Consider the following 23,814-nt stretch of genomic DNA (forward strand, 5'->3'; position numbering starts at 1 on the left):
GCAGCAGCCCTCGGGACTTCGGTTTCGAGGGTTTTCTTTTAGGTGCCGTTCTCCTTTCTGCTCATTGCCTCCGTTTCGGCGGTTAACAGCTGTTAACCGCCACTATCCTTCGTCGTTCTCTGATTGAAACCGCTCGAAGGAATCTTGAATGAGCTGGTCCAAGTTCTGATCCAGCCAATTTGCAAAATTCGTATTGCCCCCTGCCCTCTTTACGGTCACTGAGAGGCCGGACTTTCCACTCTTGATCTGAACACCAGGAAGTGGCGAGCGTTCCTCAACAGTGCGTTCTTGCTTACCGCGTTTGCCAATCTCCTTGAGCACAAGCTCCAACCGGCCATCGGATTCCAAGTCACCGGAACGACCCAGAACCCCAAGAGCAGCCTTTTCTGTCAACTGCTCCTTTTCAAAGGCTGTCGCGAGTGTCGTCCATTTCGGGCGCCCTGCCCCCGGCGCTGCACCGATCGCTTCACCGACGGCCGTGGGAACCAAGCGGTTGATGCGCTCAAGCTGCGACAAGGTATTCTTGCTGATCGCCAGAGCCTGGCATACCTCCGCCCGGGAATAACCCTGCTCCAAAATCGCTTGAGCAAAACGAACGCGCTCGTAGTAGCTCAGCTCTGCACGCCCAGCATTCTCAAGCCCCTTTGCCAACAGGGCGTCTGTATCATCAAGGGTTCGGATCAGAGAGCGCACCGGGATACCAAGATGCCGGCAGGCCAGTATCCGTCGCTGGCCGTAGATCACCTCGAAATGCCCGTCTCTTTCCTTTGACGGGCGCAGAAGCACAGGCACTTGCTGACCAGCCTCGGCGATACTGGAGGCGAGATCCTGGATCGATTCATTCGGCTCAGCGTTGTTAACAGCTGTTAACTCGATATCGAGCCGGTCCTTGGGGCCCCAGGCAAGGATGAGGTTTGTATCAATATCCTGGATGCCGCCAAGCCCCGCACGAACAGACCCAATCGTCCCTTTGGGCAAGGTACGATGCGCTCGATCAGACCCCCCGTCTTTCGGCGCCTCTGTCGCCGCTGTAATGGCGGCCATGATCCCAGTTTTGTTTTTCCCCATAGCCATGATTAACGCCCCCAAGCCTGCTGGACCATTGCCGCAACTTCCGCACCAACCGCGTCCATACTGGTCTTGGCGCGATCATAGGTCGACCGCGTCATCTCCGATCGTGAGACCTCGTAGATCGACATCTTCAGCATGGATGCGTCACCAATCGCCGTGCTTCGCAAGCTCGTGGCTGCCACGACGCGGTCCTGAAACAGGGCTCGCATCAGGCTCACGATCTGCTGGCTTGGAATATCGCTCGGATCATCACGCGTGATGAGGAAGGAGAAGAAGTCATGATCCAGTTTGACGCCCGTATCCTCGATCACTCCGAGGTAGGCGGAAGTCATTTCCACAAACTGTTGTGTTGAGGCCAGGTCGAGCATGCTTGGCGTCATCGGCACGATGACCGAGGTTGCCGCATAGAGGCCGGTCAGGGTCAGAAACCCGAGTGCCGGTGGGCTGTCGATAACCACCACATCGTAATTGCTCTCAACGGACTGAATCGCTTTGCTGAGCTTCTCAAAGAAAGCAACGCCGCGGCCCGCATTGACTGCGGTCTCGGTTTCAAACTCGCTCAGCACGAGACGGGCTGGCGCGAGATGGAGACCCGGGAAGTAGGTTTCCACGATGGCCTCTGACATGGGCACAGGATCCTCGTAGCGCAGCGCGTCATAAATCGACGCGCCTTCAAACTCCAGTTCCGTCTGAATCCCGCAGAAACCCGTGAGGCTACCTTGCGGGTCCAGATCAATAGCCAAAACTCGGTATCCACTCAGGGCAAGGTAGTGACAAAGGTGAATAGCGGAAGTGGACTTGGCCGAACCGCCTTTGAAGTTCATCAGCTGGATGACTTGGAGCTTATCACCCTCACGGCGGCCAGGAAGGTACTTCCCGGGTGTGCGCGAGCTCGCCTCCAATAGGTGGCGGGCTTGCAGGATTTCCTCACCGGTATAGAACCGGCGTCCGTTCTTGATGACGTCCGGCTCTGGCAGGGACCCTTCACTGTGGCACTTGCGCAGGAACTGACCCGTCACGCCAAGAAGCTCAGCAGTCTCTGTTGCGCTGAATAGTCTCAAATTCTTGCGCTGATCGGGCGCATAAGCTTGCTGAAGATGCGTGGTGAGCGCAGTATGTAGACGCGCCGCCATCTGGCTTGTAAGCTCAGATTGAGAGGCTGCTTCGATGGGTGCCGTTTGGAACATAGTTGCAATTTCTCTGCTCGAACGCGCTTATTTGCGCAACTTGACTCTAATGGCCGTGATTCACCCTGCTAAGTCAAGGATTTTATCCACAATTTGTGCCACCCAACTAACGGACTACTAGGGAAGCGAAACGCCCCGGGGAGTTAACAGCTGTTAACAGCACCCCAGGAGTGGATGCACCGGACCCGAATTTGGCCCGGTGCAGAGGTCATTGGGCGTCCCGGGGGGCCCAGGGAATGACGGCCTGGAGCGCATCATCTTCTTGGTTCGCAGCCTTGCCGAGATTGGCATTGAAGCCGAAATCGCGGATCGTCAGCGTGAAGTAGTCGGCGCCGGTTTCCCGATTCTGTTTCTTCCAGATCCCGCCGCACTCGACCAGACGGCCCCGGGGAGAACGGCCGAGAACACGGTGCGTCGGGGCCAGCGGATTGTCGCTGGAAACGGGCTCAACGGTAATGTCGATGTCGAATGTCAGGGTGGAAATCGAACCGCTGCCTTTGGCGTTTTCGATATCGGGAGCGTCAAATTTAATGCAGTTGGTGGTCATCGCCAGGGTCCTTTCTTTGGTGTTGCGATGATGGTCAGAAGGCAGGGACCAATGCCAAAACCACACCGGAGGCAGAGCGCAGCGGAGAAGGGTAGGGAAGCAGAATTCTGTTTCGCGAGGAATGATCCGAAGGGGCAGGGGAGAATTCTGGTAACCGCCCTTTGTGGTTTTGGCAGGACCTGCGACCAGCATTCTAAGCAACGCCGATGGAAGGCCAGAGCGACGCACCACCAGCATGGATTGACGCCAATGTCTGACGTCAAGGGGCCGCCAACGGATCAGACCAACGGGTCGAATTCCTCGATCTTGCGGTGTGCCCATTTCAACCAGTCAGCGGCTGGCATACCGTCAATCTCATCGGCCAGACCATGAGGGTTCGCTTCAAGTGCGGCGAGAAAGGAACGAAGCCTTTGCGCTTCTTCCCAGTCCTTCGCCCGGCCCCGAAACAGACGCCATTTCTCCTGCTCAAGCTGAGCCATATGACGGCGCTCTTCCTCTGCGATCCGCTCGGCCTCAATGCGACGGTCTCGCTCCTCAAACTCTGCGCGCCGGGCGGCCAAAGCTGGGCCCGCCAACATGAGGCCCGCAATCACGGTTGGAAGCAAATCCTCACCATTGAGCGTGCTTGTTTCGACCCATTCTTTCTTCACACCCGTTCCAAGATAGGTCGTGATCGTGAAGCGCAGGAACCCGGTGGGGGCCAGAGCGCTGTTGTGGTGGTAAGGAAAAGCCGTCCAGCCCTTCGGCTCATCAGACGGCCTTCCATGAAACTGGTACATCTTTTCGACAACAGAAACCTCAAACTTTTCCCCAGAAACTTCAAACTTCAACTTGCCACGGATACTTCCTTCATGCGCGCGACCTCCTTGGTCTTCAAACCCCTTTAGAAGCGCGCTTGTAACCCGAAAGCGATAGCGATCCCTGTCGGTCAAATCCGGTAGTTCGTCTTCACCCCACCAAAAATCGTCCAAACGACGCCCACGTTTTTTGGCGCGACGTTCAGCTTGTTCCTTACCGTGTTCGTCCACCCAAGCCGCAACGATCGGGTGGAGATTGCGAAGCGTCCCGGGGATGGATGTCTTGGCAATATTCACCGCAGCCTCCTCAACACGTTTCCTGCCTGCACGGGATTTTCTTTGAAACTGACCGCTCTGCGTGATCCGGATGATACTGGACGTTCCCGCAGGGCAGGGAGGCAGATCGCGTTTTTCAACCTTCTTGCCAGCTTCCAACTTTGCCCAATACCCCCGCGGCGGCCTTGGAATCGCGTGGCGCGCGCAAATCTTGGAAAGGCCCTGATCTGAAAGGCCAAATTCCTCCGCAAGCTTTATCATTGGTTTGCGCCAGACGAGTTCATAGAGTTCCTCTCGCGATATTTGCTTCATGGCTGAATCCAGTCAATTTCTCAATTTTTCATATAGTTACGCCTGACAGTGGAACAACTCTGTGAAGTCCTGACTAGGAATTTAAGTCAAATCGCGCCGCCCAGGCGGTGCTCCTGCGCGGACAGCGCCGGTCCGGCGGCGGGGCAGGGGGCTTGTCCTTCTGCCCCGCCGCCGGACAATTTTGAAGGCCTGTTCTTGGAAAAACGCTAAACAAAAAAAGACCCCGCGTGATGCGGGGCCAGTTGGGTCTCCCCACGAAGGAGCCGTCAGGTGCAGTCGGGCACCCATTTGTCGAGTTTGGCTTTCTGTTCCGGTGTCAGACCCATGAGTTTCTGGGTGGTTGGATCACTCACGAGCTTCTCCATCTTCTCGGCCTTTTCCGCTTTCTTGAGCTTGGCGAAACCGGCAACCCGCTCGTCGCGGGCATCGCAATCGAGAAACTCGCAAAGCAAATCGACCAGATGACCGGCTGAGACCCGCGAGAAGAAATTCTCTGCCGTGGGCGTCCAGTGCTTGCGGATATCGGCCCCGGCCTCGTCGCCAATCAAGCCGAAGAACTCCACGCCACCGGCCCGGTAGGGCAGGGTGCGCGCGACCGCTTCGGTAATAGTGGCATTGCGGGCCTTCTTGCCGGTCTCGCAGAAGGTGGCGAAGGCCTCGGACAGGTCCTCCACGCGGGTGCCTTTCTGCCAGTATTCGATGGCATCGACCCCGTGCTCCAAACGCGGCTCGCGGGCAAAGCCATCTTCAACACTCGGCACATTGTTCGGGCGGTCCAGCCGAATGTCGAAAACACTCTCGAAGCTGCCTGATGCCTCCGAGAGGCCAAAACCCAGCAGGTCCAAAACCAGTTCCGGCTTGGCCAGCAGGGCGGCTTGCACGGAGGCCAGCCGGATTGCCTGTATGTCCGCCACTAGCTTTTGCGAGTAGGGGGATTTCGGGGTGTCTGACTTGGTGGTCTGCGGCGCTTGCAGGACACCTGCGTCGATGGCGGCTTTCTTGTCCTCGGGGCGAACCAGACCAGCTGTGATCTCAGGTTTGCCTGACCCGTTCACAAGGATGATGCAGCCCGCATGGGCTTTCTGGTCCTCGGTATAGTCACCGTCGAGAAGAGCCTGCAACTCGGCAAGCCGCGCCTCGCCATCCTCGTCCAGAACTCCGCCATTGGCGAGGTCAGCCAACTCGTCGTATTCCTCTGCTTCCTCTTCGGTCAGATCACCCTCGACGGGGTAGAGGCGTACCAGCTTCATCTGATCGAGCTCATAGTAGTTGAGCCAGGCCTCGTTGCGGGCCTCGGCCCATGCCCAGCCTTGGGTTTCGACCAGATCGGCCTGGGCTGTTTCCAGCTTCTCGGTGAAGAGCCGATCCAGAAGGGCAGGGGAGGCGAGGAAGACCTCGTCGGAGAAGAGATCGCGGGTGACAGTGCCGCCCTCGGCCTCGTAGGCCTCAACCCCAACAAACCTGGCGCGGCGGTCGGTGGCTTTGATCGCATCGGGATGCAGCGAGTTCTTGATCGCGCTCTCGGAGACGGCTTGTCCTTTCACCTGATCCAGAATGCTCAGGGTGAGCGCTTCATCGTCTGAGAGGGTGAAGGCCTTGGCGGTGCCAAGACTGATCTCACCTGCTGCAAGGGCGTCCAGCACCAGCGCGGGCAGGCCCGCAAGCGCCAACCGCTGATAAACGCGGGCTTCGGTGACAGCAAAGGCGAGGGCAATTTCCGGCACGGTGGCCCCGCGCGATTTCATACGACCGAAGGCGCGGATTTCATCGGCTGGGGTCATGTCCTCGCGCGCTGCATTCTCAGCGCTGGCCCAATCTTCGGCCTCGGCGGCGTCTGCCGCCAGTTTGACGGGAACCGTGGTGAAGGGATGGCTCTCGGAACGTGCCGCGATCAATTGAATGGCGCGAAGGCGGCAGCCGCCCGCGACGATCCCGACTTTGCCATCCTCGTCCATGAGGCCTGCGAGATTGTGGATGAGGCCGAAACGCTTGATGCTGTCGGCCAAGCTTTCGATATGGGCCTCGGAAACGGCTTTGCGCGGGTTCAAATCGGAGATGTAGGCCATCTCCAAGGGGATTTGCAGGATCACGGCGCTGGTGGTGTCTGCTTGGATGGGTTGTTGCTTGGTCATTGGTTTGTCCTTTTGGATGGATGTCAGGCTTGCTCGGAGCGACACAGGCGCTCGGCGGCTGGTTTTGTGGATGGGGTAGGGGAGGGGGCCGGAACGCTTGAGGCTTCGGCCCCGGTGGCGTCACCACCAGCAGGAATAGATCACGGTCGATCCGGCTTCGATCTCAGCCCGCGCCCATGCGCAGAATTCAAGATCGTAGTCGTGGTATTCGCTGGCCTGCTCGTCCTGAAACTGATGCCCATAGAAGAACCCGCCCTCGCACCGGGGCAGGGCGCTTCCCTTTACGGCTTGTTCCAGCGTGTCGATGTCGGCGGTTTCCAGTTTCAGCTCACCACAATTCAGATCGGAAGCCGAAAGCCCGGTCCGCTCGGTGTAGAGCGCCTCCATGAAGGTTTGCAGCTTGGAATGCTTGCGCCAGACGAATTTCGGGCTTTCGCCTTCTTCTCCGCTCTCGGCTGTTTTGACATATGCGTATTGGTCGAGGCCCATGGCCTGCTCCTTTCGTGGTTAGAGCGGCGCGGAATCTTCTTTTGGCGACCTCTCGGCCTTGGCCCGCTTACCGCCAGTGGCGGAGGCCTCGACTGATCTGTCAGTCCGAAAAGCCCCCGTGCTTTTCGGCTGGGCAGAGCAGGGGAGGGCGAAGCACGACCTGCGGCCGGACGGCGACCCGACACAGGGGGCCGGAGCGGTGAAATCGGGAGGGACCCGCGCGACCGCGTGGGAGGAACCGGATTTCTCCGAGGAGGCTGGCGCGGAACGCGACACCAGAGCCCCTGTTCGGGACGCCGACCGGATGGCAGGCGGAATCAAGGAATGGAAATCTGCCAGCCGGGTTAGAGCGGAGCGGAGACCCGGCTGACCTCTGGCTCAAGCGATCGCGGTCTCGCCCGCGATCTCATCTGAGACATGCACGAAGGATCGTTTCCAGAATTGGCGGAGACGCGACACACGCGGCTCCGGGCGCAGCCAAGAGCCTGGTCAGCGCGAGGTGCTGACGTGCCAACCCAATCAAGCAACGCACGCCATATAAAGGATATAGACAATACTCAATCATATGATATGTTTTTTCTACTCATATGGAGGCTATGATGCTTGAACCCATCCAAAATGCGCCTCAACCGGCATATGTCCAACCAATTGACCAACAGGACAAGATCGCCGCGATTATCAAAGGCGTTGTGCGGACCGCTGATGCCTGGGGGTTGTCGAATGCCGAGGCTGCAATGCTGTTCGATGTCCCGACAGCCACCTGGGGGCGCATGAAGGCTGGCACCTACAAGGGCGTGCTGGATCAGGACAAGGTCACCCGCGCAAGCTTGCTGATCGGGCTGTTCAAAGGCCTGAGGCTCTTGTTCAACGGCCCGCTCACATATGGCTGGCCAAAGACCGCAAATGCAGGCCCGGGCTTTAACGGCAAAACCCCGGTTCAGATCATGTGCGAAGGCGGCATTCCGGCGATGATGAAAATGCGCCAGCATATCGACGCGCTCCGAGGTGGCGTGTGATCAGAGCAAGTGACCTAGCACAGGTCGAATTCACAGACCCCAAAACTGTCCGGCTGATTTCCACCGCCTATATCGACGAGCCCGCCATGGCTCCCTTGGCAGATGATGAAGATGACCTTGCGATCCTCGAGGAAATCGAAGGACTCACATCCGCGCGCCAGTCCGTCACCTTGCCGATCCCGGGCGGCCTTCATCCTGGTGAGCTTCTGACCGAGGCCGCCGGGTATGGCTGGACGCTGGTGAATGCAGCGTTCTGCTATACTCGCCCGACAGGCAACAGGTTCAATGGCCCGGACCGCGGGGCGTGGTACGCGTCCTATGGAGAGCTTGCGATCGAAACCGCGCAAGCCGAGGTATCCTCGCATCTGACGCGAGAGCTTGAGGCGACCGGCGTGTTTGAAAACACCACGTCCTACAGGGAGCTTTTTGCCGGATTCACGTCTCAGTTTCACGAACTCGCCCCGGGAACAGAAGACGCCGCATTGCACACTGACCCTGCGACCGCATACCCGGCGGGGCAAGTCCTGGCACGCGATGTGCTTGGCTCAGACGGCAACGGGATCCTTTACCCATCCTCACGTCACCCGGACGGCCAATGCTTGGTCGCGCTTCGTCCCCATCTCGTGCAGAATATCCGGCAGGGCGCGGCTTGGGATTTTGTTTGGGACGGCGATCCCACACCCATCATGACCAAGCGCTAGCCGCATGATACTCTGTATATCGGCGATTTGGTGACGATTTCACTCGTATTCGGCGCTCGGGTGGACTAGTGAGTGCAGCAATATAGGGCGGGTACGGGCTCTAGCTTGCCAAACGGTTCACCCAGCAGAGAAACCGAGGCACAATAGCCAAACAGACATTGACTTCCCGTCAGACTTCCATAGACTTCCAGCGTAACGGCAGGGGGTTCTCATGAGTGGCAATTTCTACAATTTTGCGGCCATACGCGGCGTCCAAGCTGGGACCGAGTATTATGTGATCATGGTACCGCTTAAAATGGTGCCAAAGATTTTCGAGTTCGACAGCCAGGAATTACCGGCTGACCTGCGCGCTCAGCGCGTTTTGTCAAATGTCCGCGTCCCGCAAATCGCATCCTATCTTTCGGACAACTTCGAAGAATACACGCTCTCCTCTCTCTGCGCATCCGTGGACGGGGATCTGGAGTTTTCGCCCGCCAGCGACAACCTTCAATTCCGCAACGTTGGCGAGCTACGGCTTTCGATGACGGCTCGCATTATCTTGAATGATGGGCAACACCGCCGCGCGGCAATTGAAGAGGCCCTGAAAACGCGACCCAAACTCGAAAACGAAACGATCTCAGTTGTGCTCTTTGTGGATGAGGGCTTGGAGCGCTGCCAGCAAATGTTTGCAGACCTCAACAAGAATGCGGTGCGCCCATCCGGGTCTTTGAATGTCCTCTATGACCGCAGAAACCCTTTGGCGCGTTTAAGTACGCGCGTGCTGGAAGGAATTCCGTTCTTCCAGGAATTCACCGAGCTCGAAAAGACGTCGCTCTCAAACCGAGCCAAAAACCTCTTCACCTTGTCCAGTCTAAATCAAGCCAACAAATGGCTGGCGGGGCAAGACGCGGACCGGTTCGGTGAAAACACCGAAAGCACTGTGATCGCGTATTGGCGGCAGGTATCCGAAGTCATGCCAGACTGGCAGAAACTGATGCGAGGCGTGACCACGGCTGGCGATTTACGCAAAGAGACGGTTCATGCCCATGGCGTCATGCTGCAGGCCTTTGGCGTCTTGGGGGCACGGCTGATCGCAGCCAAACCAGATGGATGGGCGGAAAGTCTCGCTCCCCTTGCAGAGATTGATTGGAGTAAGCGCAATGTCCAACTGTGGCGTCCTCGCGTAATGGGTGCCCGCGGCATGGATGGCAGTGTGAAATCCGTGCATCTGGCGGCAAACGTCCTGATTGGGGCTGTGGGCCTACCCCTGAACGAAAAAGAACAAGCGAATGAAGACGACTACTTGGCGTCATTGGCTGAGGAGAAGGTCGTCACATGACATCAAAAATAGATAATTTAGCGAAAAAGGCAGGCCTCGACCTGGGCGCTCTGCAGGAGCACATTCGCGCCGTCTACAAGTCAGACGATCGGCCATGGGTGATCGGATATAGCGGCGGAAAAGATTCAACCTGTGCTTTACAGCTGATCTGGGGTGCCGTTTGCGCGCTTCCGGAAAATGAACGACGCAAACCAATTTTCGTCTTGAGCTCCGATACGCTTGTGGAGACGCCAGTCATCGTGAACTACATCGACGACACATTGGCGGCAATCAACGCAGCAGCGGCAGAACAGAAGATGCCGATCACTGCACAAAAAGTCGTTCCGGAGATTTCGGATAGCTTCTGGGTGAACCTGATCGGTCGCGGATATCCCGCACCATCAAAACGCTTTCGCTGGTGCACCGAACGGCTGAAGATCGATCCAGCAAATGCCTTCATCAAGAACCGCGTTGCTGAATACGGCGAAGTCGTCATGGTCTTGGGCGTGCGATCCGCTGAGAGCGCGACTCGCGCTCAGGTCATGTCGCTACATAAGATCGATGGAACGGCATTGTCGCGTCACTCGACCTTGCCGGGGGCTTATGTATTCACGCCAATCGAGGCGTTTAGTGTGGATGATGTCTGGGCCTTCCTACTGCAAAACCAGTCGCCCTGGGGATCGGATAACCGCGATCTGCTTGCCATGTATAGGAACGCGCAAGCTGGCGAGTGCCCGCTTGTGGTGGATAAGCAAACAGAAAGCTGCGGCAACTCGAGGTTCGGATGCTGGGTCTGTACAGTCGTCACCAAAGACAAAGCCATGGAAGCCATGGTCGATAATGGCGAAGAATGGCTAGAACCACTTCTTGATCTACGTGACGAGCTGGCCGAAACGCAAAACCCTGACAGAAAAAGGGAATTCCGAGATTTCAAGCGGCGGGACGGTTCTGTCACGTTCGTTGGCGACTCCGAGACATCAATTCCTGGTCCGTACCTCTTCGGCTATAGAAAGGAACTCCTTCGCAAGGTCCTCGAAGCCCAAGAGCAGGTGAACGCCAAGGCACCACCAGGGGAGAAGACGGTCCTCATTCAAATCGAAGAGCTTAAGGAGATCCGTCGTATCTGGCGCAGTGAGCACGGTGACTGGGGCGATTCTGTTTCGGAAACTGTCAAATCGGTTACGGGTAAAGAGCTTCCAGCTGAGGCGACTGAAGGGTTTGAGTTTCAAGGTGATGACGCGAAGGTCTTGGCTGACGTCTGCACTGCACATGATCTGCCACCACGTCTCATGGCCCAGCTTCTCGAGGCCGAACGTTCTGTACGTGGCCTCAAGCGACGCACCCTTATTCACAGAAAAATCGCCTCCATCCTTGAGCAGGAATGGCGTGACGAAACAACAGTTCTGAACGAGCGAAAAACGCGGCTGGAACAGAACAAGTCGACAGCGGCCAACCCACTATTTGAGACCAAATTATGATCCTTGTGTCCCTACGTCTCGTTAACTTTGGTCTCTATGGCGGTGAGCACCGATTTGAACTGGCCCCTGATGCCGGCGGCCAGAAGCCTGTAGTTTTGGTGGTTGGCCATAATGGGGCGGGGAAGACTACGTTCCTGGAGTCTGTGCGTCTGGCGCTGTATGGTAAACGCGCGCTCGGTGCCCGTATTGGCCAAGCCGAGTATGAGCGGCATCTGCTCAAACGGATCAACAACTTTGCCACGGACCGCACTGCCTCTGTCGAATTGTCCTTCAAGAGCCAAAACCTCGGCAACGAGGACATATACACTGTGCGCCGTGCTTGGGCCGCCCGTGGCGCAAGTGTTGTCGAAAGCCTCGAGTTTGAACGCAATGGTGCGCCAGTCGATGATATCCCGACCGAGGATTGGAACCACTATCTCGAAGACATCATTCCAGCGGGTGTTTCGCAGCTTTTCTTTTTTGACGGGGAAAAGATCCAAGACATTGCAGATGATCAGGAAAATACAGGGCTGACTGATGCAATCAAATCTCTGCTGGGCATCGACATTCTTGACCAGCTTCGGGGTGACCTCGCTCTCTACAAGTCGCGCAGTATGGGCCGGGAAGGCGGCGCTGACCTTGAAAGTCTCCAGCGCGATCTCGAAATTGCCAAGTCTGACCTAGTCTTTTCTGAAGAAGAACTTGGGGCTTTATCGGCAAAACGCACTCAGCTTGCGCGCCGAAGCGAAGCATTACAGAAGGTTTTTGAGCAAGAAGGCGGCAGCATCGCATTGAGCCGTGACACTCTGTCGGAGGAACTCAAGCGTGTAGAGACTGACCTGAGCAAGCAAACCAACGCCCTTAAGTCGCTCGTGAACGGTGTCGCACCTTTCGGCTTGGCTCCAAAGCTCTTGGCAAAGTTCTTATCCGATGTGGAGCATGCTCGAAGTCAGCAGTCTGCCCTCGCAATCGAGGCCTTCGTTTCGAGTTTCCAACAGACCGTGGGCAATGACGCGACATGGACGAAGACCCATTTTGCGCGACTTCGTGACTTCGCTGAAAGCCGTCAAAGCTCCGGCCCCAAAATGGCTTTGAGCACGGAACCAGATTGGGTCATGGAGAAACTTGCTCAGGTGCCGGACGAACGGGTTAAGGTGGCCAAGCTTGCTGCGCAACTGGCAGAGCTACAAAAAAAACGCGCGACCTTGAAGGACCAGTTAAAGAACTTCCGGCCAGGTGCAGCATCCGGTGCTTTTGAGGACTTAAAGAAAGCCGAATTTGAGCTCGGCGCCGTTGAAGCCGAGCTCAAGCGCAAACAAGATACGGCAACGCAGGCCCGTGCGCTGATCGACCGCTTGGAACGCGAGTTGCGTAAATCGCGAGACGCCGTTTTTGCTCTGGCAAAGGCACAAGAAAAGCGTGATTTGGCGACGCGGGCGCAGGCCGCGCTCAATGATTACGAACAGCGGATTGTTCAGCTGCGCCTCGCCTCGCTTTCAAAGCACTTCATTGACGCCTTTAGCGGGCTCGTCACGCGCAAGTCCCTCGTGCGCGAGGTCATAGTCGACCCGAATTCCTTCCAGATGAAGCTTCTGGGTGAAAAGGGCAGGGAAATTACACCGTCGGAACTCTCCGCCGGCGAACGGCAGCTGTTCGCAATTTCAATGCTTTGGGCGCTTGGTAGAACAAGCGGAAGAGAACTGCCTATGATTATCGACACGCCGTTGTCACGTTTGGACCAGCAGCACCGCACGAACCTGATGGCAAATTACGTACCGCGTAGCTCTGCCCAGGTTATCATGCTGTGCACCGATACCGAGCTGACACCGGATCTTTCGGAAATCATCTCGCCTTACGTGAGCAGGCGCTTTGAAATCGGTGCGGTCGTCGGCGGGCGACGCACGGAGATCACTGTGCTGGACCATGCACGGGATGCCCACCTCCTGGAGACAACCGATGCACATTAACAAGTTTCGGATTTCATCAACGGCCACTGGCCAGGTCAGGATCATCTCACAAAGATCAGGCCTGACGCCAAACCTCGTGTGTCGTATGGCGATGTTATCATCATTTGAAGCCGGACCCGTTTCCGGCGTGGCTGATGACTCGGGCGAGGGACAGGAATTCAATGCCTACACGCTGTTTGGGGACTTCCAGCCTCTCTTCATCGATCTCTTAAAATATGTCGAGCTTGACCCAGAAGAGAACGAGGCCGACGACAATGATTTGCTGGAGCGCCTGCGGATGCACATTGATCGTGGCGTTCGACAACTCTCGGTCCGCTTAAAGTCCCCGGCTGATGCGGCTGAACTGATCGCAGGAAGTGCATAACACAATGTCGGCGCCGATTTATCTCGATCACAATGCTTCAACGCCGATTGATCCGGATGTCTTGGAGACAGTTATACGAGTCAGTCGGGACAGCTATGCAAACCCGTCAAGTGTTGATCACAGTCAAGGTTCGGCAGCGGCAAGGATTGTCGAGACTGCACGCGCGCAAATCGCGACCCATGTCAATTGCAAGGAAACCGAGCTTGTTTTCACAGCTGGATCCACCGAAGCAAACAACCTTGCGATCCTCGGTGCATTTCCAATTTTGAAGGCGGCAGGACGGCGCCACCTGATCACCACGAAAATTGAGCACCCATCGGTTCTGGCCTGTTTTGACTTTCTCGAGGGCCAAGGCGCACGAGTGACGCGACTGGGCGTTGATGAAGGTGGCCAGATTTCGCTCGATGAGCTGGCCCAGGTTTTAACCGATCAGACCGGCTTGGTTTCCATCATGGCCGCCAACAATGAGACGGGCGTTTTGCAGCCCATCTTGGAGGCAGGCCAGCTTGCAGAGGAGGCTGGGGCGCTGTTTCACACGGACTTCTCGCAGGCTTCTGCTCTTGTGCCACTTGATCTCAAGAATGCGCCCATCCATCTGGCGAGTTTTTCCGGACACAAGGCCTATGGACCGAAAGGGGTAGGGGCCCTTTACAGGTCGATCCGAAAGCCACGGGTGAACTTGGCACCCGTGATGTTTGGCGGCGGACAAGAGAAAGGATTAAGGGCAGGGACCTTGAACACATCTGGCATCGCGGGGTTGGGACATGCATTTGAACTCATTTCAAAGCACATAGACTGTGACCGGGATCGGATTGGTGCTCTTCGAGACCAGCTCGAAAAGGAACTCAAAGGAGCCTTATCCGTGCAGGTCAATGGGAACACTGAGGCGCGGTTGCCAAACACGATGTCGCTCACGATCAACGGCGTTGTCCCACAAGCGCTGATGCAGAAGCTAAAAAACGACGTCTGCTTCTCCGCGTCGAGCGCCTGCGCCACGGAACATGTCGAAACCTCTCACGTTCTGCTCGCCATGTTCGGCGACACTCCAAGGGCACGTAATGCGTTTAGGCTGGGTCTGGGACGACAAACTCGCCAAGAAGACATTTCGGAGATTGCTGATCTCTTTGGTCGAGCGGCTCACGAGCTTCTGCTCTTACGCAGTGCATAGAGCGGCAAGCATGGCACATCGCTGCTAGATGTAGTGAATGTACTTCTGATCCACGAACAATCCGGACATGTCTGTTTCTTCTTCAGTGTGATCGACCGCATCTTCTGGAATTTCTTTTTGAACCGCGAAGATGAGTTCCTCGACCAAGTCGCCTTCATTGAACCAAACTTCATGATTTGCCTCCACTCGTGCAAGGATAGCTTGAAGGAGAAATAGCACGAGGCGGATTTGAGCATGGAACAGCTCGGTCTGCGTATCACAGGTCTTATCGTCAGAGTCCTCCCCCCAATCTTGAGGTTCCAAACTCTGGATTTTCCCGTGAAGAATACCGTTCCGAAACTGGCGCAGCAGTTCAGCTGAAACACCCAGATAGCTGCCCGAAGCGATGGCCTCCTTGAACGGTCGCTCTTGCATGTTGATATAAGTGAGAGCTCTCGAGTGTGCGTCGAACATTGCTTCCTTAAGCCCAAAAATCGGCTGATGGCCAAACCTTTCCAGCCTATGACGGACAGCCTGTGACGTTGGTTTTTTCCCATGCAAAAAAAGCGCTTCACCCGCAATTTCAAAAGCGTTCCAAGCGCCTTGAAAGACCAGTTGACCGGAAACAAACCTCTCTTTCACATCTGAGACAGCATTGTCGTAGTCGCGACCCGAGCTGCACATCATACTATCGTTGAAAACGTCAGTGTAGAGACCAACGCTCTGCAGCGACAGCGCTTGATGAAGGTTATGATACACCCCGTCCCACGCAGAGCTGTTACCACCACCTCCTGAAAGACTGGAGATCACCCGAAGAACTCGCAGAGCGTGGGTTCTCAGGGACGCCAAGTAGGCGCCGTCAGAGACCATGGTGCGGCAGGCCCAAAGGGCGTCGAAAGGTTCACTTTGCCGCCGCAACTGACCTTGCAATGCGGCTTCTAGACTGTTCATTTTATATCCAAGGATCTACGCTTAAAGGCATCAACTATAGCGAGCAGCATCCTGGACCAACACCCCTCAAAACACATAGTATTTCGAGATTTCAGTTGGTAGATTAAAGAGGTAGTGGGTTCTTTTTGGCGATTTTTTTAGTGGGTTAACGGAGGTCGTAAGCGGGCAACATGCTTTCAAGACTGGGTAAGAAACTCAAAGCTCTCGTGAGCAGAGAAACAGTGAAGACTGTTTCAACGGCTCCATCTGTCGCAACAGATGGACAAGATCATTCGGCCACATCAGTCATTAAGGACACCTCAACGAGTTCGACAGTTGAACCAGCACCAAGCCTCACCGCAACGGAACCCACACAGACCGCACAGCCGGCTCCCGTGCTTGAATTGGAGAAACCGCCCAGAACCCTTGACAGAATTGAAGGCAACGAGCCTGAAGTTGCGCTCAATGCGACTGAAGCTGATCAGACAGACACTGCTTGGGCGAAGGTTGTCGACAAAGCGCCCGATGATCAGCTGGAAGCTCGGCCGAATTCTGACGATGATTTAACCGTGTTGCAATTGGCCTTGGCTATCGAAGAGCCGAGTCAGGGTAGCCCCTCCAAGAGGCAAGCTACATACACTTCTAGCAGCCGGCCACGTAAGCCAGTTCGGCCAGCTTCTCAAAATGCACTGGAAGAAGAACACCTTCTTGATCTGGCGATACAGAATTTCGCATCAACGCGGCTGATCAATATGCTGCGAAGCCCTGAAAATGAACTGCCAGTGACGACGCTCAACGACTACATGTTGGCACCCGATTCAGCGCGCGAGAGCTTTGAGCAGCTCAAGAATTTCGGCGCAAAGCTAGCGAACGAGCTTGATCGGTTGGTGCGCAAAAGCGCAGCTGAAAAACAAGCGAACGAAATCAACCGAAAGAAATGGGAGGATGCGCCAACTAGTATTGTCGAGATAATACGAGAGGCTGATTGCTCTGTTCGACTTCTCAATGCAATCACCGCAAATTCTGATCGGTTACCCATAAACACTGTACGAGAATACATGGAAGCACCGGAAATTGCTCGAAATGCGTTCTTAAAGCTACCAAACCTTGGCAAAAAGTCAGCATCTGAACTCGACGAGATTGTGCGAAGCGTTGCTGCTTTTTCGACCAAAGAAACGGGTAGAGCAACAGGGGCATTTGATGAAGAAACGACCTACAAGAGAGCAAACCAAGTAGCTGAGTTGTTTTTATCCGGGATGCAGTATCCTGACGAGCTCTTTGAATGGTCGCCACCGACCAGGCTCACGAACCTTTTGAAAATTGATCAAAAAGAACATCGAAGTAGCTTTGGAGACTTCTTGAAGACTTACGATGAAACCTCCTTGCGGATCCGTTCGCTACCTGGCTGCGGACGTAAGAGCATCGAACAGCTCAACCAGATTGTTTCTCGTGTGATTGAAGCGCGCCTTTCAATTTGTGGCGCTGATACGAAGATTGCGCCCCAACTAAGAAGCTTACTGCATGGCGACATACTCTCTGATTCATCGCTGGCTAAAATCATAGAACTCGGGAACATCAAGCCTGAAGACATTAAAGCTTCCGAGAGCAGTTCAATCGAGGAATTGACGGTAGCTGAAGTTATTGCAGGATCCGTCTCTTCACTCAATGAAAGACAACAAGACATCCTGCATCGGCGGTATGGTATCAATAGCGGCGAGACCGAAACGCTCGAACAAGTCGCCTCTAGCTATGATGTGACCCGAGAGCGCATACGTCAGATTGAGAAGAAGGCAAAGCAAAAGCTCCAAACGAAGCGCACAATAAAAATACTGATCGGCGCACTGGAGCAAGAAGGCTCCTTGGAAAAGCTCTTCAAGAATCGGAAAATCGTCTCTGAGGAACAGATAAGTGCTGTGAGCAAGTTACTGGCTCCAGAGGAGCGTCTTGCGGTCGACCTGGCGTACGGCGACTTGAGGTCGTACCTCGACGCTGAGAGCATTCGAACCGATGCAGGTTGGGTGCAAGAACATGACCTTCTCACGATGAGTCATGAGCCGGAAGACTTATCTGGGTCATTTCGGCAGCGAATTGTGTCCGCAATCGGCGAACAAAAACTGCCGATCCGTTTGTCAGAAATTGCCGCCTCACTACCCGACTATCCGCTTTCGGAAATTAAGGGCGAGTTGTCAGCACGTTTTGAGGCTTCTCTCGAAGGAGATCTTGTAAGAGCTGCTCCGCGTTTGCCTAGTTCAGTGCGGTGTATTCTCATCCTTCGCGAAGCGGGGCACGCTATGCATTGCGACGAAATCCGGGCTCGGATGCACGAAGTCTTCGCAAAAGACGAGAGCATTCATCATATCGGGAGCACGCTTGCTGGGCTGGAAGAAGCCCTCATCGTCGAAAGAGGAACATATGATCTCTACGAGAACCTCAGTCTTACGGACAACGATCTTGAAGAAATTCGAGACCGTACGCTTCGTCACCTGGAGAGTGTCGGCGGGTTCATAAGCGCAAAAGTTCTGTTCTCCGACTTATTCCAGGGCGAGACTGAACGCTTTGGTATCTCGTTTGGACCTTACATGCTTCTGGGCATTGTACAGGATGACGAGCGTTTCGTGACCAAGAGAGGCCTGATGATCGGGCTCGCAACTGATGAAAACAAGTCTGAGTTCCGCGGCCTTGGCGAAGAAGTCTTGGCCGTACTGACAGAAGCGCAGCGTTCGATGACGTTGGTGGAGATTGCCGAGGAGCTTGAAGGCCGAAGAGACGTTTTCACAACGTCGATATCAATTGGACTGGAAAACTCGCCTGACGCGGTGTCGGTCGGCCGGGGCCGCTTTGATCTAGTGGTAAGGGCCATCGGTCAAGAAGAACGCCAAACCGACCTAATACTGGCTTGTGCAATCGCATTGGCGGACGGTCCCAGAACCGCGTTTGCACTCTCAGAATTCTTGAGCCCTCTTTGGGGCGAAATTCAGACACGGCCGCTCCTGAGCTTCTTGAAAAACCGCGATATTTTCGACGTGAACCAAAAGATCGTTACAACAACTGAGCTGCCCGAAGTGGTTTCAAAATACATTGAAATTCGGGATCAAACTCTAGAACATGGGTGTGCAGGAGTACCAGACCTTGAAGCGGTGCAAGATGCTCTCAAATCACAGGATGCGTCTGACCTGACACGTCTCGACCACTTGTTCACAATCAAGGAAGACGAGCCGGGAGAAGGTGAAGAAATGCTCGGAATGATACTCGGGGACTTTGGTATTGATTGATGTCCCTTGAAACCCTGAAACTCCCTTTTTACGTCACGACGAGCGAGCATGATCCTGTAGCGGATTTTTTTGATCCAGTTCTTGAGCACGCGCAACAATATGACATTGCTGTCGGGTACTTTAGCAGCGCGTGGTTGCGCGATGCAGCTCATGGCATGGCAAGCTTCGCACTCAACGGTGGCAAAGCTAGGTGGGTGATCTCACCCGAAATGTCTGTCGAAGATTTCAAGAGCCTTCAGGTTGATGGTCAGCTGTCGGATGAACTTGCCCAAGATTTCATTTCTCGATCGTACGACGATCTCTATGAGCACCTTACGCAACATACGCGCGAAGCGCTTGGCTGGCTTCTCTATGATGGCGTACTGACCTTTAAAGTTGGTATTCCGAAGAACAGGCTTTCCGGAATTATGCATGCCAAACAGGGCATCTTCACAGATGAGTTCGGAAACCGAGTAGGCTTTCAAGGATCGTACAATTTGACCGGCGGAGCTGGTACAAATTGGGAAGCTTTCAGCGTGTTTTGCGATTGGAAATCAAGCGAAAGCCTCGAAAGAAATAATCATATCGCAGCGTCCTTTGACCGAATGTGGAGAGGACTAGATCCGAACTTGGCGCTGTTTGATCCTTCTTCAGCCGATCTTGAGCGGTTTGTCAGTGCAGCACGAGATAGCTCCAGACACTACGAATTGTTTCCGCCAGAAAAACCGAGTTCTCCCCGTGTACCTGAACACTTCCTGACTGACGGTCGCCTACGCGGTTACCAAGAAGATGGGATACGCAAGTGGTTCAAGAACAATGGCCGCGGGATTCTCCACATGGCAACGGGAACCGGCAAGACAGTGACTGCTTTGACAGCAGTGACGAGGTTGAATGATTTTGTTGCCCAGAAGAACGGTCAACTTTGCATCGTTGTAACGGTTCCCTATCAACATCTTGCAGAACAATGGGCCCGAGAGGCTGAAGAGTTCGGGTTCAAGCCTGTTTTGTGCTACGGCGGCGTCCACCGCTGGATGGAAGAATGCCAAAGGCGCCTGAATGAGCTGCGCTCGAAAGCAACTCAGCATGTAATGCTCATCGCAGTCAATGCCTCTATGGCAGACAAGCCATTCCAGTCTGTTCTTGGATCTTTCGGTGGCAACATCCTATTTGTTGGCGATGAAGCGCATAATCTGGGTGCGCCGTCTAACCTACAAGCGCTCCCGGAGAGCGCTGCATTTCGTCTGGGATTGACAGCGACGCCTGATCGCTACGGGGATGAAGAAGGCACTGAGGGTCTAAAGAGGTATTTCGGCGAGATTGTTTTGGACTACGGCCTAGACAAGGCGATCAGCGGAGGTCACCTCTGCCGATATCTTTATTACCCGATCCTCGTGCACTTAGACGAAGACGAACAAGATGAGTATGCAGAACTCTCCACGCGTATTGGTAGGCTATTCGGCCAGGCAGCCAAGCCGGATAGCGACAAGAGCGAACAGTTGAACCGATTATTGATTAAACGGGCCCGGCTGGTAGGCAAAGCGCGAAACAAACTACCGGAACTGGTCAAGCTTCTTAAGCAGCAGGGGGAGATCTCCCATACTCTGATATATTGCGGCGACAGCAAGGATGATGGTCAGCGATATATCGATTCCGCTCTTGCGAGGGTAGGGGGTGAATTAGGGCTGAGAGCAAGCCCGTTCACTTCAGAAGAGAACAACGACGAGAGGTCGAGACTGCTGAAGCAGTTCGCAGCTGGAGATATACAAGCACTGCTCGCTATCCGATGCCTAGATGAAGGCGTCGACGTTCCAATGACGCGGACTGCGTACATCTTGGCTTCATCTTCAAACCCAAAAGAATTTGTCCAAAGACGGGGGCGGGTCCTTCGGCGCTCTGAAGGGAAGAATCGTGCATATATCTATGACTTTATCGTTGTACCAGATCTGGAAAAATTGTCAGATCAAGCTCCATCCAACGTAGAGCGGTCTCTGATGAAACGAGAACTGGCGAGGTTCAACGAATTTGCTACGCTTGCAGAAAACCATGGAGAAGCGCTCTCAGTGATCACTGAGATCAAGAAGAGCCTCAACCTCCTTGACCATTAGCAGGTATGACCCACGAGATTTCAGAAAGACGTAAGAAATGTCCGAGCACAGTAAGTCCCCAAAGCAAATCCTCGAAGCGGCTTCTCCGAAGGCGAGAAAAGTCGTGAATGAAATTCTATCCATTGAACACGAATATCAGAGCTATCGAAATCTTGGGGCCGCGGGTAGTGCTGAAAAAGAGATTGCTGCGCGGATCAAACAACTCATCGAGCGTGAGGTAAAGCGGTGAGAATACTTCGTCTAAAAATCAAAAATTTCCGTCAATTCCACGGAGAGTGTGAGCTCGAATTCCTCTCTGACGACACCTCAAGGATTACCGTCATTCATGGTGAAAACGGTTCTGGGAAAACCTCACTTTTGAACGCCTTCAAGTGGGTTCTATACGGCAAGACAGATTTCGACACCGGCGAGCAAACAATCCTTAACGAACTTGCTTTGTCTGAAGTCGCTCCGGGAGCGGTCACGGAGCTCAGCCTTGAGCTTGAATTTGAACATGAAGGATCGACATATACCGTTGACCGAAAACAGGAATTCAGGCGTACAGGCGAAGCGCTAGAAGCCGAGCCTATTGGAAAGTCTGTCCCGACTCTGTCTTGGATAGATGAACGGGGCAAATATGAAACGGCAAAAAACCCAGCCAACCGGATAAACCAATTGATACCTGAGCAGATGCACTCATACTTCTTCTTCAACGGAGAGCGCATCGAAAAACTGGCGAATGTGTCTGCTTCCGGCGAAATCCGAGATGCCATAAAGACCTTGATGGGCTTGGAAATCATAGACCGTGCAAGTGATCACCTTGGTCGCCTGGTGATCAAGGATCTTAGGAAAGAAGCTAGTGAAACGGCTTCAGCTGACTACCGCAATCTTCTTGAGAAAGAGTCGAGGATCAATACAGAGATTGATCAACGCAAACTGGAGCGGAACACTGCGTCGAAATCAAGCAATGGCTTCCAAACAGAACTTGACGCTATCAACGCATCATATGAACAGATTGCTGATGTAAAGGCAAAGGCCGAACAGAGGCGAAGTTTAGAGGCCGAGAAAGGCACCATCGAAGGCGACCTCGAAAATCTCAGCCAAGAGAGAATGGAGCTGGTCTCGCAAGGGGGCGCACTGGCTTTTCTAAACGATACAGTAGCTTCAGTCTCAAACGTTCTGGAGGATTGTCGTAAGAAGGGTGAGCTGCCTTACAAGATCAGAAGGACATTCATTGATGACTTGCTGCACGATGCGAAGTGCATATGTGGAACAGAACTAAAGGAAGGCTCTCAAGCTAGAGCCGCGATTGAAGGTTATCGCGATCGAGCCACTGGTGAGGATCTAGAGGCCGCTTTTACAGATGTCGTGAGCAACCTGAGAGCTATGCCTCGTGAGAGGAACAGGCTTTATGCACAGCTATCTGCTTGGTCAGCAAAAGAGAGCGACTACGACAAGCGTTTAAAAGCGATTGCAGAAGAGCTCGACGAGATTAGCAGTAGCTTGGGGTCTTCTGATATCGAAGATGTCAAGAGGCTCGAAGAACGGCGCAACGAGCTGACAAAACTACAAGCTGACGAGCGTCTTAAAGTCGTCAAAGCGAAGGATGCGATCGAACTGCTGAACGACGACCTAGCCAAGGTCAAAAAAGAGATTGAGAAGGTCCAATCCAAATCTCAAAAGGAAGACCTGGCCAGACAGAAGCTTGAGTTTGCCGAGGCCTGTAAAAACCTGGTCGACAATCTGCACGAAGCGCTGGCCGAAGAGACACGCCACCACCTTTCCACCAAGGTGAATGACACATTCCAAAGCATTCTCCGCAAGGATTTCTATGCAGAGATTGATCGCGACTACACTCTAAGAATTTTCAAGGACGTTCCGGGAGTGGGGAAGCAACCCGTCTCTGAGAAGTCGACTGGCGAGAACCAGGTCATCAGCCTGAGTTTCATTGCGAGCTTGGTTAACCTCGCAAAGGAACGCAACAAGGCGAAAACGACCTTTTTCAAGGGTGGTGTTTACCCACTGATCATGGATTCTCCGTTTGGCGCTCTGGATCGCGAATACCGCGAGAAAATCGCACAACACATTCCTGATCTAGCCGACCAGGTGATCGTGTTTGCGTCTAACTCACAATGGAGCAAGGAAGTCGACGACAAGTGCCGGCCGTTTATCGGAAAAGAGTATAGCTTGGTCTACCACGCTCCGAAATCGAAAGGGCGCGAAGAAGACACCGAGTACGTAAAACGTACTGATGGTCCTGAGTTCACAAAAATTGAGGAGGGCTACCTTGGCCACTAGAGTAAGACGCCCCGCCGAATTTGAAGAGATGCTGAGTGAGCTTCGTGACGAAGGCATTTTCCAAACCTTTAAGGACGCTCTTGTCTTTGCGGCTTCTTTAGGGTTCCGCCGAGGAAACCGGAAGCCGTTTCAGAAGAGCTCAGAACCTATCGATCTTGAAGTGTTCAGGGGTGACTTTGATCGAACCATCATGAGCATGATTGCCATCGAAGAGAACAATGATCCGAAGATGCTGGCTCCTTCCAACGAAGCCGAGCGTGTCCTATGCTTTGAAGAATATGCGAATGGTGGCCTTGAGATCATGAAGCGCGAAATCTCAGACGGCAAGCAAGACTGGCGAGAAGGTCTGCTGACCCTCATTCACAGGGAAGAGAGCGACCAAACGATACTTGATGACATAACTGAACTGGCAAATTTTTAGCATAGTGCTTAAACGCAGCGAATGTAATACAGCAAAAAAAATTGTTCCAAACGAGCCACTTCTTAGAAAA

At 54.2% G+C, this 23,814-nt stretch carries 19 protein-coding genes; 12 read left to right on the plus strand and 7 right to left on the minus strand.

What is annotated here, in order from left to right; all coding sequences use genetic code 11:
* Window positions 1-102 precede the first annotated feature (102 nt).
* The 6 genes from repB to FIU92_RS22445 form a co-directional block, all read right to left on the minus strand.
* Complete coding sequence (gene repB / locus FIU92_RS22415) at window positions 103-1,044, minus strand: plasmid partitioning protein RepB (protein WP_254705427.1); 942 nt, start codon at window positions 1,042-1,044, stop codon at window positions 103-105.
* A 32-nt stretch (window positions 1,045-1,076) separates the two neighbouring features.
* Window positions 1,077-2,204 carry a plasmid partitioning protein RepA gene (gene repA / locus FIU92_RS22420; protein WP_254705428.1) on the minus strand — a complete coding sequence of 376 codons (1,128 nt, stop codon included), beginning with the start codon at window positions 2,202-2,204 and terminating at the stop codon, window positions 1,077-1,079.
* Window positions 2,205-2,466: 262 nt separating this feature from the next.
* Entirely contained in the window at window positions 2,467-2,805 is a 339-nt protein-coding gene (locus FIU92_RS22425; protein ID WP_152460858.1) for a DUF736 family protein, read from the minus strand.
* A 278-nt stretch (window positions 2,806-3,083) separates the two neighbouring features.
* Window positions 3,084-4,139 carry a hypothetical protein gene (locus FIU92_RS22435; protein WP_216646617.1) on the minus strand — a complete coding sequence of 352 codons (1,056 nt, stop codon included), beginning with the start codon at window positions 4,137-4,139 and terminating at the stop codon, window positions 3,084-3,086.
* 317 nt (window positions 4,140-4,456) lie between these two features.
* Window positions 4,457-6,322, minus strand: coding sequence for a ParB/RepB/Spo0J family partition protein (locus FIU92_RS22440; protein ID WP_152460860.1), 1,866 nt, complete (start codon window positions 6,320-6,322; stop codon window positions 4,457-4,459).
* A gap of 120 nt (window positions 6,323-6,442) precedes the next feature.
* On the minus strand, window positions 6,443-6,811 hold the full coding sequence (locus tag FIU92_RS22445; protein WP_152460861.1) for a phosphoglycerate kinase: 369 nt from the start codon (window positions 6,809-6,811) through the stop codon (window positions 6,443-6,445).
* Between the two features lie 599 nt (window positions 6,812-7,410).
* Here FIU92_RS22445 and FIU92_RS22450 point away from each other — a divergent pair.
* The 7 genes from FIU92_RS22450 to FIU92_RS22480 all read left to right on the plus strand — a co-directional run bounded on the left by FIU92_RS22450 (window position 7,411) and on the right by FIU92_RS22480 (window position 14,781).
* Complete coding sequence (locus FIU92_RS22450; RefSeq protein ID WP_254705429.1) at window positions 7,411-7,827, plus strand: antitoxin Xre-like helix-turn-helix domain-containing protein; 417 nt, start codon at window positions 7,411-7,413, stop codon at window positions 7,825-7,827.
* Window positions 7,824-8,528: an RES family NAD+ phosphorylase gene (locus tag FIU92_RS22455; protein WP_254705430.1), complete on the plus strand. Its 705-nt coding sequence runs from the start codon at window positions 7,824-7,826 to the stop codon at window positions 8,526-8,528. The genes FIU92_RS22450 and FIU92_RS22455 overlap by 4 nt, the downstream gene beginning before the upstream one ends.
* 211 nt (window positions 8,529-8,739) lie before the next feature.
* Window positions 8,740-9,846, plus strand: a complete 1,107-nt coding sequence (gene dndB, locus FIU92_RS22460) for a DNA sulfur modification protein DndB (RefSeq protein ID WP_152460863.1) — start codon at window positions 8,740-8,742, stop codon at window positions 9,844-9,846.
* A complete protein-coding gene (gene dndC / locus FIU92_RS22465; protein ID WP_152460864.1) occupies window positions 9,843-11,303 on the plus strand; it encodes a DNA phosphorothioation system sulfurtransferase DndC in 1,461 nt (486 codons plus the stop codon). Before dndB ends, dndC begins: the two co-directional genes overlap by 4 nt.
* Window positions 11,300-13,249: a DNA sulfur modification protein DndD gene (dndD, locus tag FIU92_RS22470; protein ID WP_152460865.1), complete on the plus strand. Its 1,950-nt coding sequence runs from the start codon at window positions 11,300-11,302 to the stop codon at window positions 13,247-13,249. The genes dndC and dndD overlap by 4 nt, the downstream gene beginning before the upstream one ends.
* Window positions 13,239-13,613, plus strand: a complete 375-nt coding sequence (gene dndE / locus FIU92_RS22475; RefSeq protein WP_152460866.1) for a DNA sulfur modification protein DndE — start codon at window positions 13,239-13,241, stop codon at window positions 13,611-13,613. The genes dndD and dndE overlap by 11 nt, the downstream gene beginning before the upstream one ends.
* A 4-nt stretch (window positions 13,614-13,617) precedes the next feature.
* Window positions 13,618-14,781 (plus strand): cysteine desulfurase family protein, encoded by a 1,164-nt coding sequence (locus tag FIU92_RS22480; RefSeq protein WP_152460867.1) that lies wholly within the window; start codon window positions 13,618-13,620, stop codon window positions 14,779-14,781.
* Between the two features lie 24 nt (window positions 14,782-14,805).
* On the opposite strand, the gene FIU92_RS22485 is transcribed toward FIU92_RS22480, so the two are convergent.
* A complete protein-coding gene (locus FIU92_RS22485; RefSeq protein WP_152460868.1) occupies window positions 14,806-15,711 on the minus strand; it encodes a hypothetical protein in 906 nt (301 codons plus the stop codon).
* Between the two features lie 170 nt (window positions 15,712-15,881).
* Between FIU92_RS22485 and FIU92_RS22490 the strand changes: the two genes are divergently transcribed.
* The 5 genes from FIU92_RS22490 to FIU92_RS22510 are packed head-to-tail and all read left to right on the plus strand — an operon-like array spanning window position 15,882 to window position 23,744.
* Entirely contained in the window at window positions 15,882-18,962 is a 3,081-nt protein-coding gene (locus FIU92_RS22490; protein WP_152460869.1) for a sigma factor-like helix-turn-helix DNA-binding protein, read from the plus strand.
* Entirely contained in the window at window positions 18,962-21,046 is a 2,085-nt protein-coding gene (locus FIU92_RS22495; protein WP_152460870.1) for a DNA phosphorothioation system restriction enzyme, read from the plus strand. Before FIU92_RS22490 ends, FIU92_RS22495 begins: the two co-directional genes overlap by 1 nt.
* A 37-nt stretch (window positions 21,047-21,083) precedes the next feature.
* Window positions 21,084-21,275, plus strand: a complete 192-nt coding sequence (locus tag FIU92_RS22500; protein ID WP_152460871.1) for a hypothetical protein — start codon at window positions 21,084-21,086, stop codon at window positions 21,273-21,275.
* Window positions 21,272-23,323, plus strand: coding sequence for an AAA family ATPase (locus FIU92_RS22505; protein ID WP_152460872.1), 2,052 nt, complete (start codon window positions 21,272-21,274; stop codon window positions 23,321-23,323). Before FIU92_RS22500 ends, FIU92_RS22505 begins: the two co-directional genes overlap by 4 nt.
* On the plus strand, window positions 23,313-23,744 hold the full coding sequence (locus FIU92_RS22510) for a DNA phosphorothioation-associated protein 4 (RefSeq protein ID WP_170627283.1): 432 nt from the start codon (window positions 23,313-23,315) through the stop codon (window positions 23,742-23,744). Before FIU92_RS22505 ends, FIU92_RS22510 begins: the two co-directional genes overlap by 11 nt.
* Window positions 23,745-23,814: the final 70 nt, after the last annotated feature.

It is taken from the genome of Ruegeria sp. THAF33 (assembly GCF_009363615.1).
Lineage (GTDB): Bacteria > Pseudomonadota > Alphaproteobacteria > Rhodobacterales > Rhodobacteraceae > Ruegeria.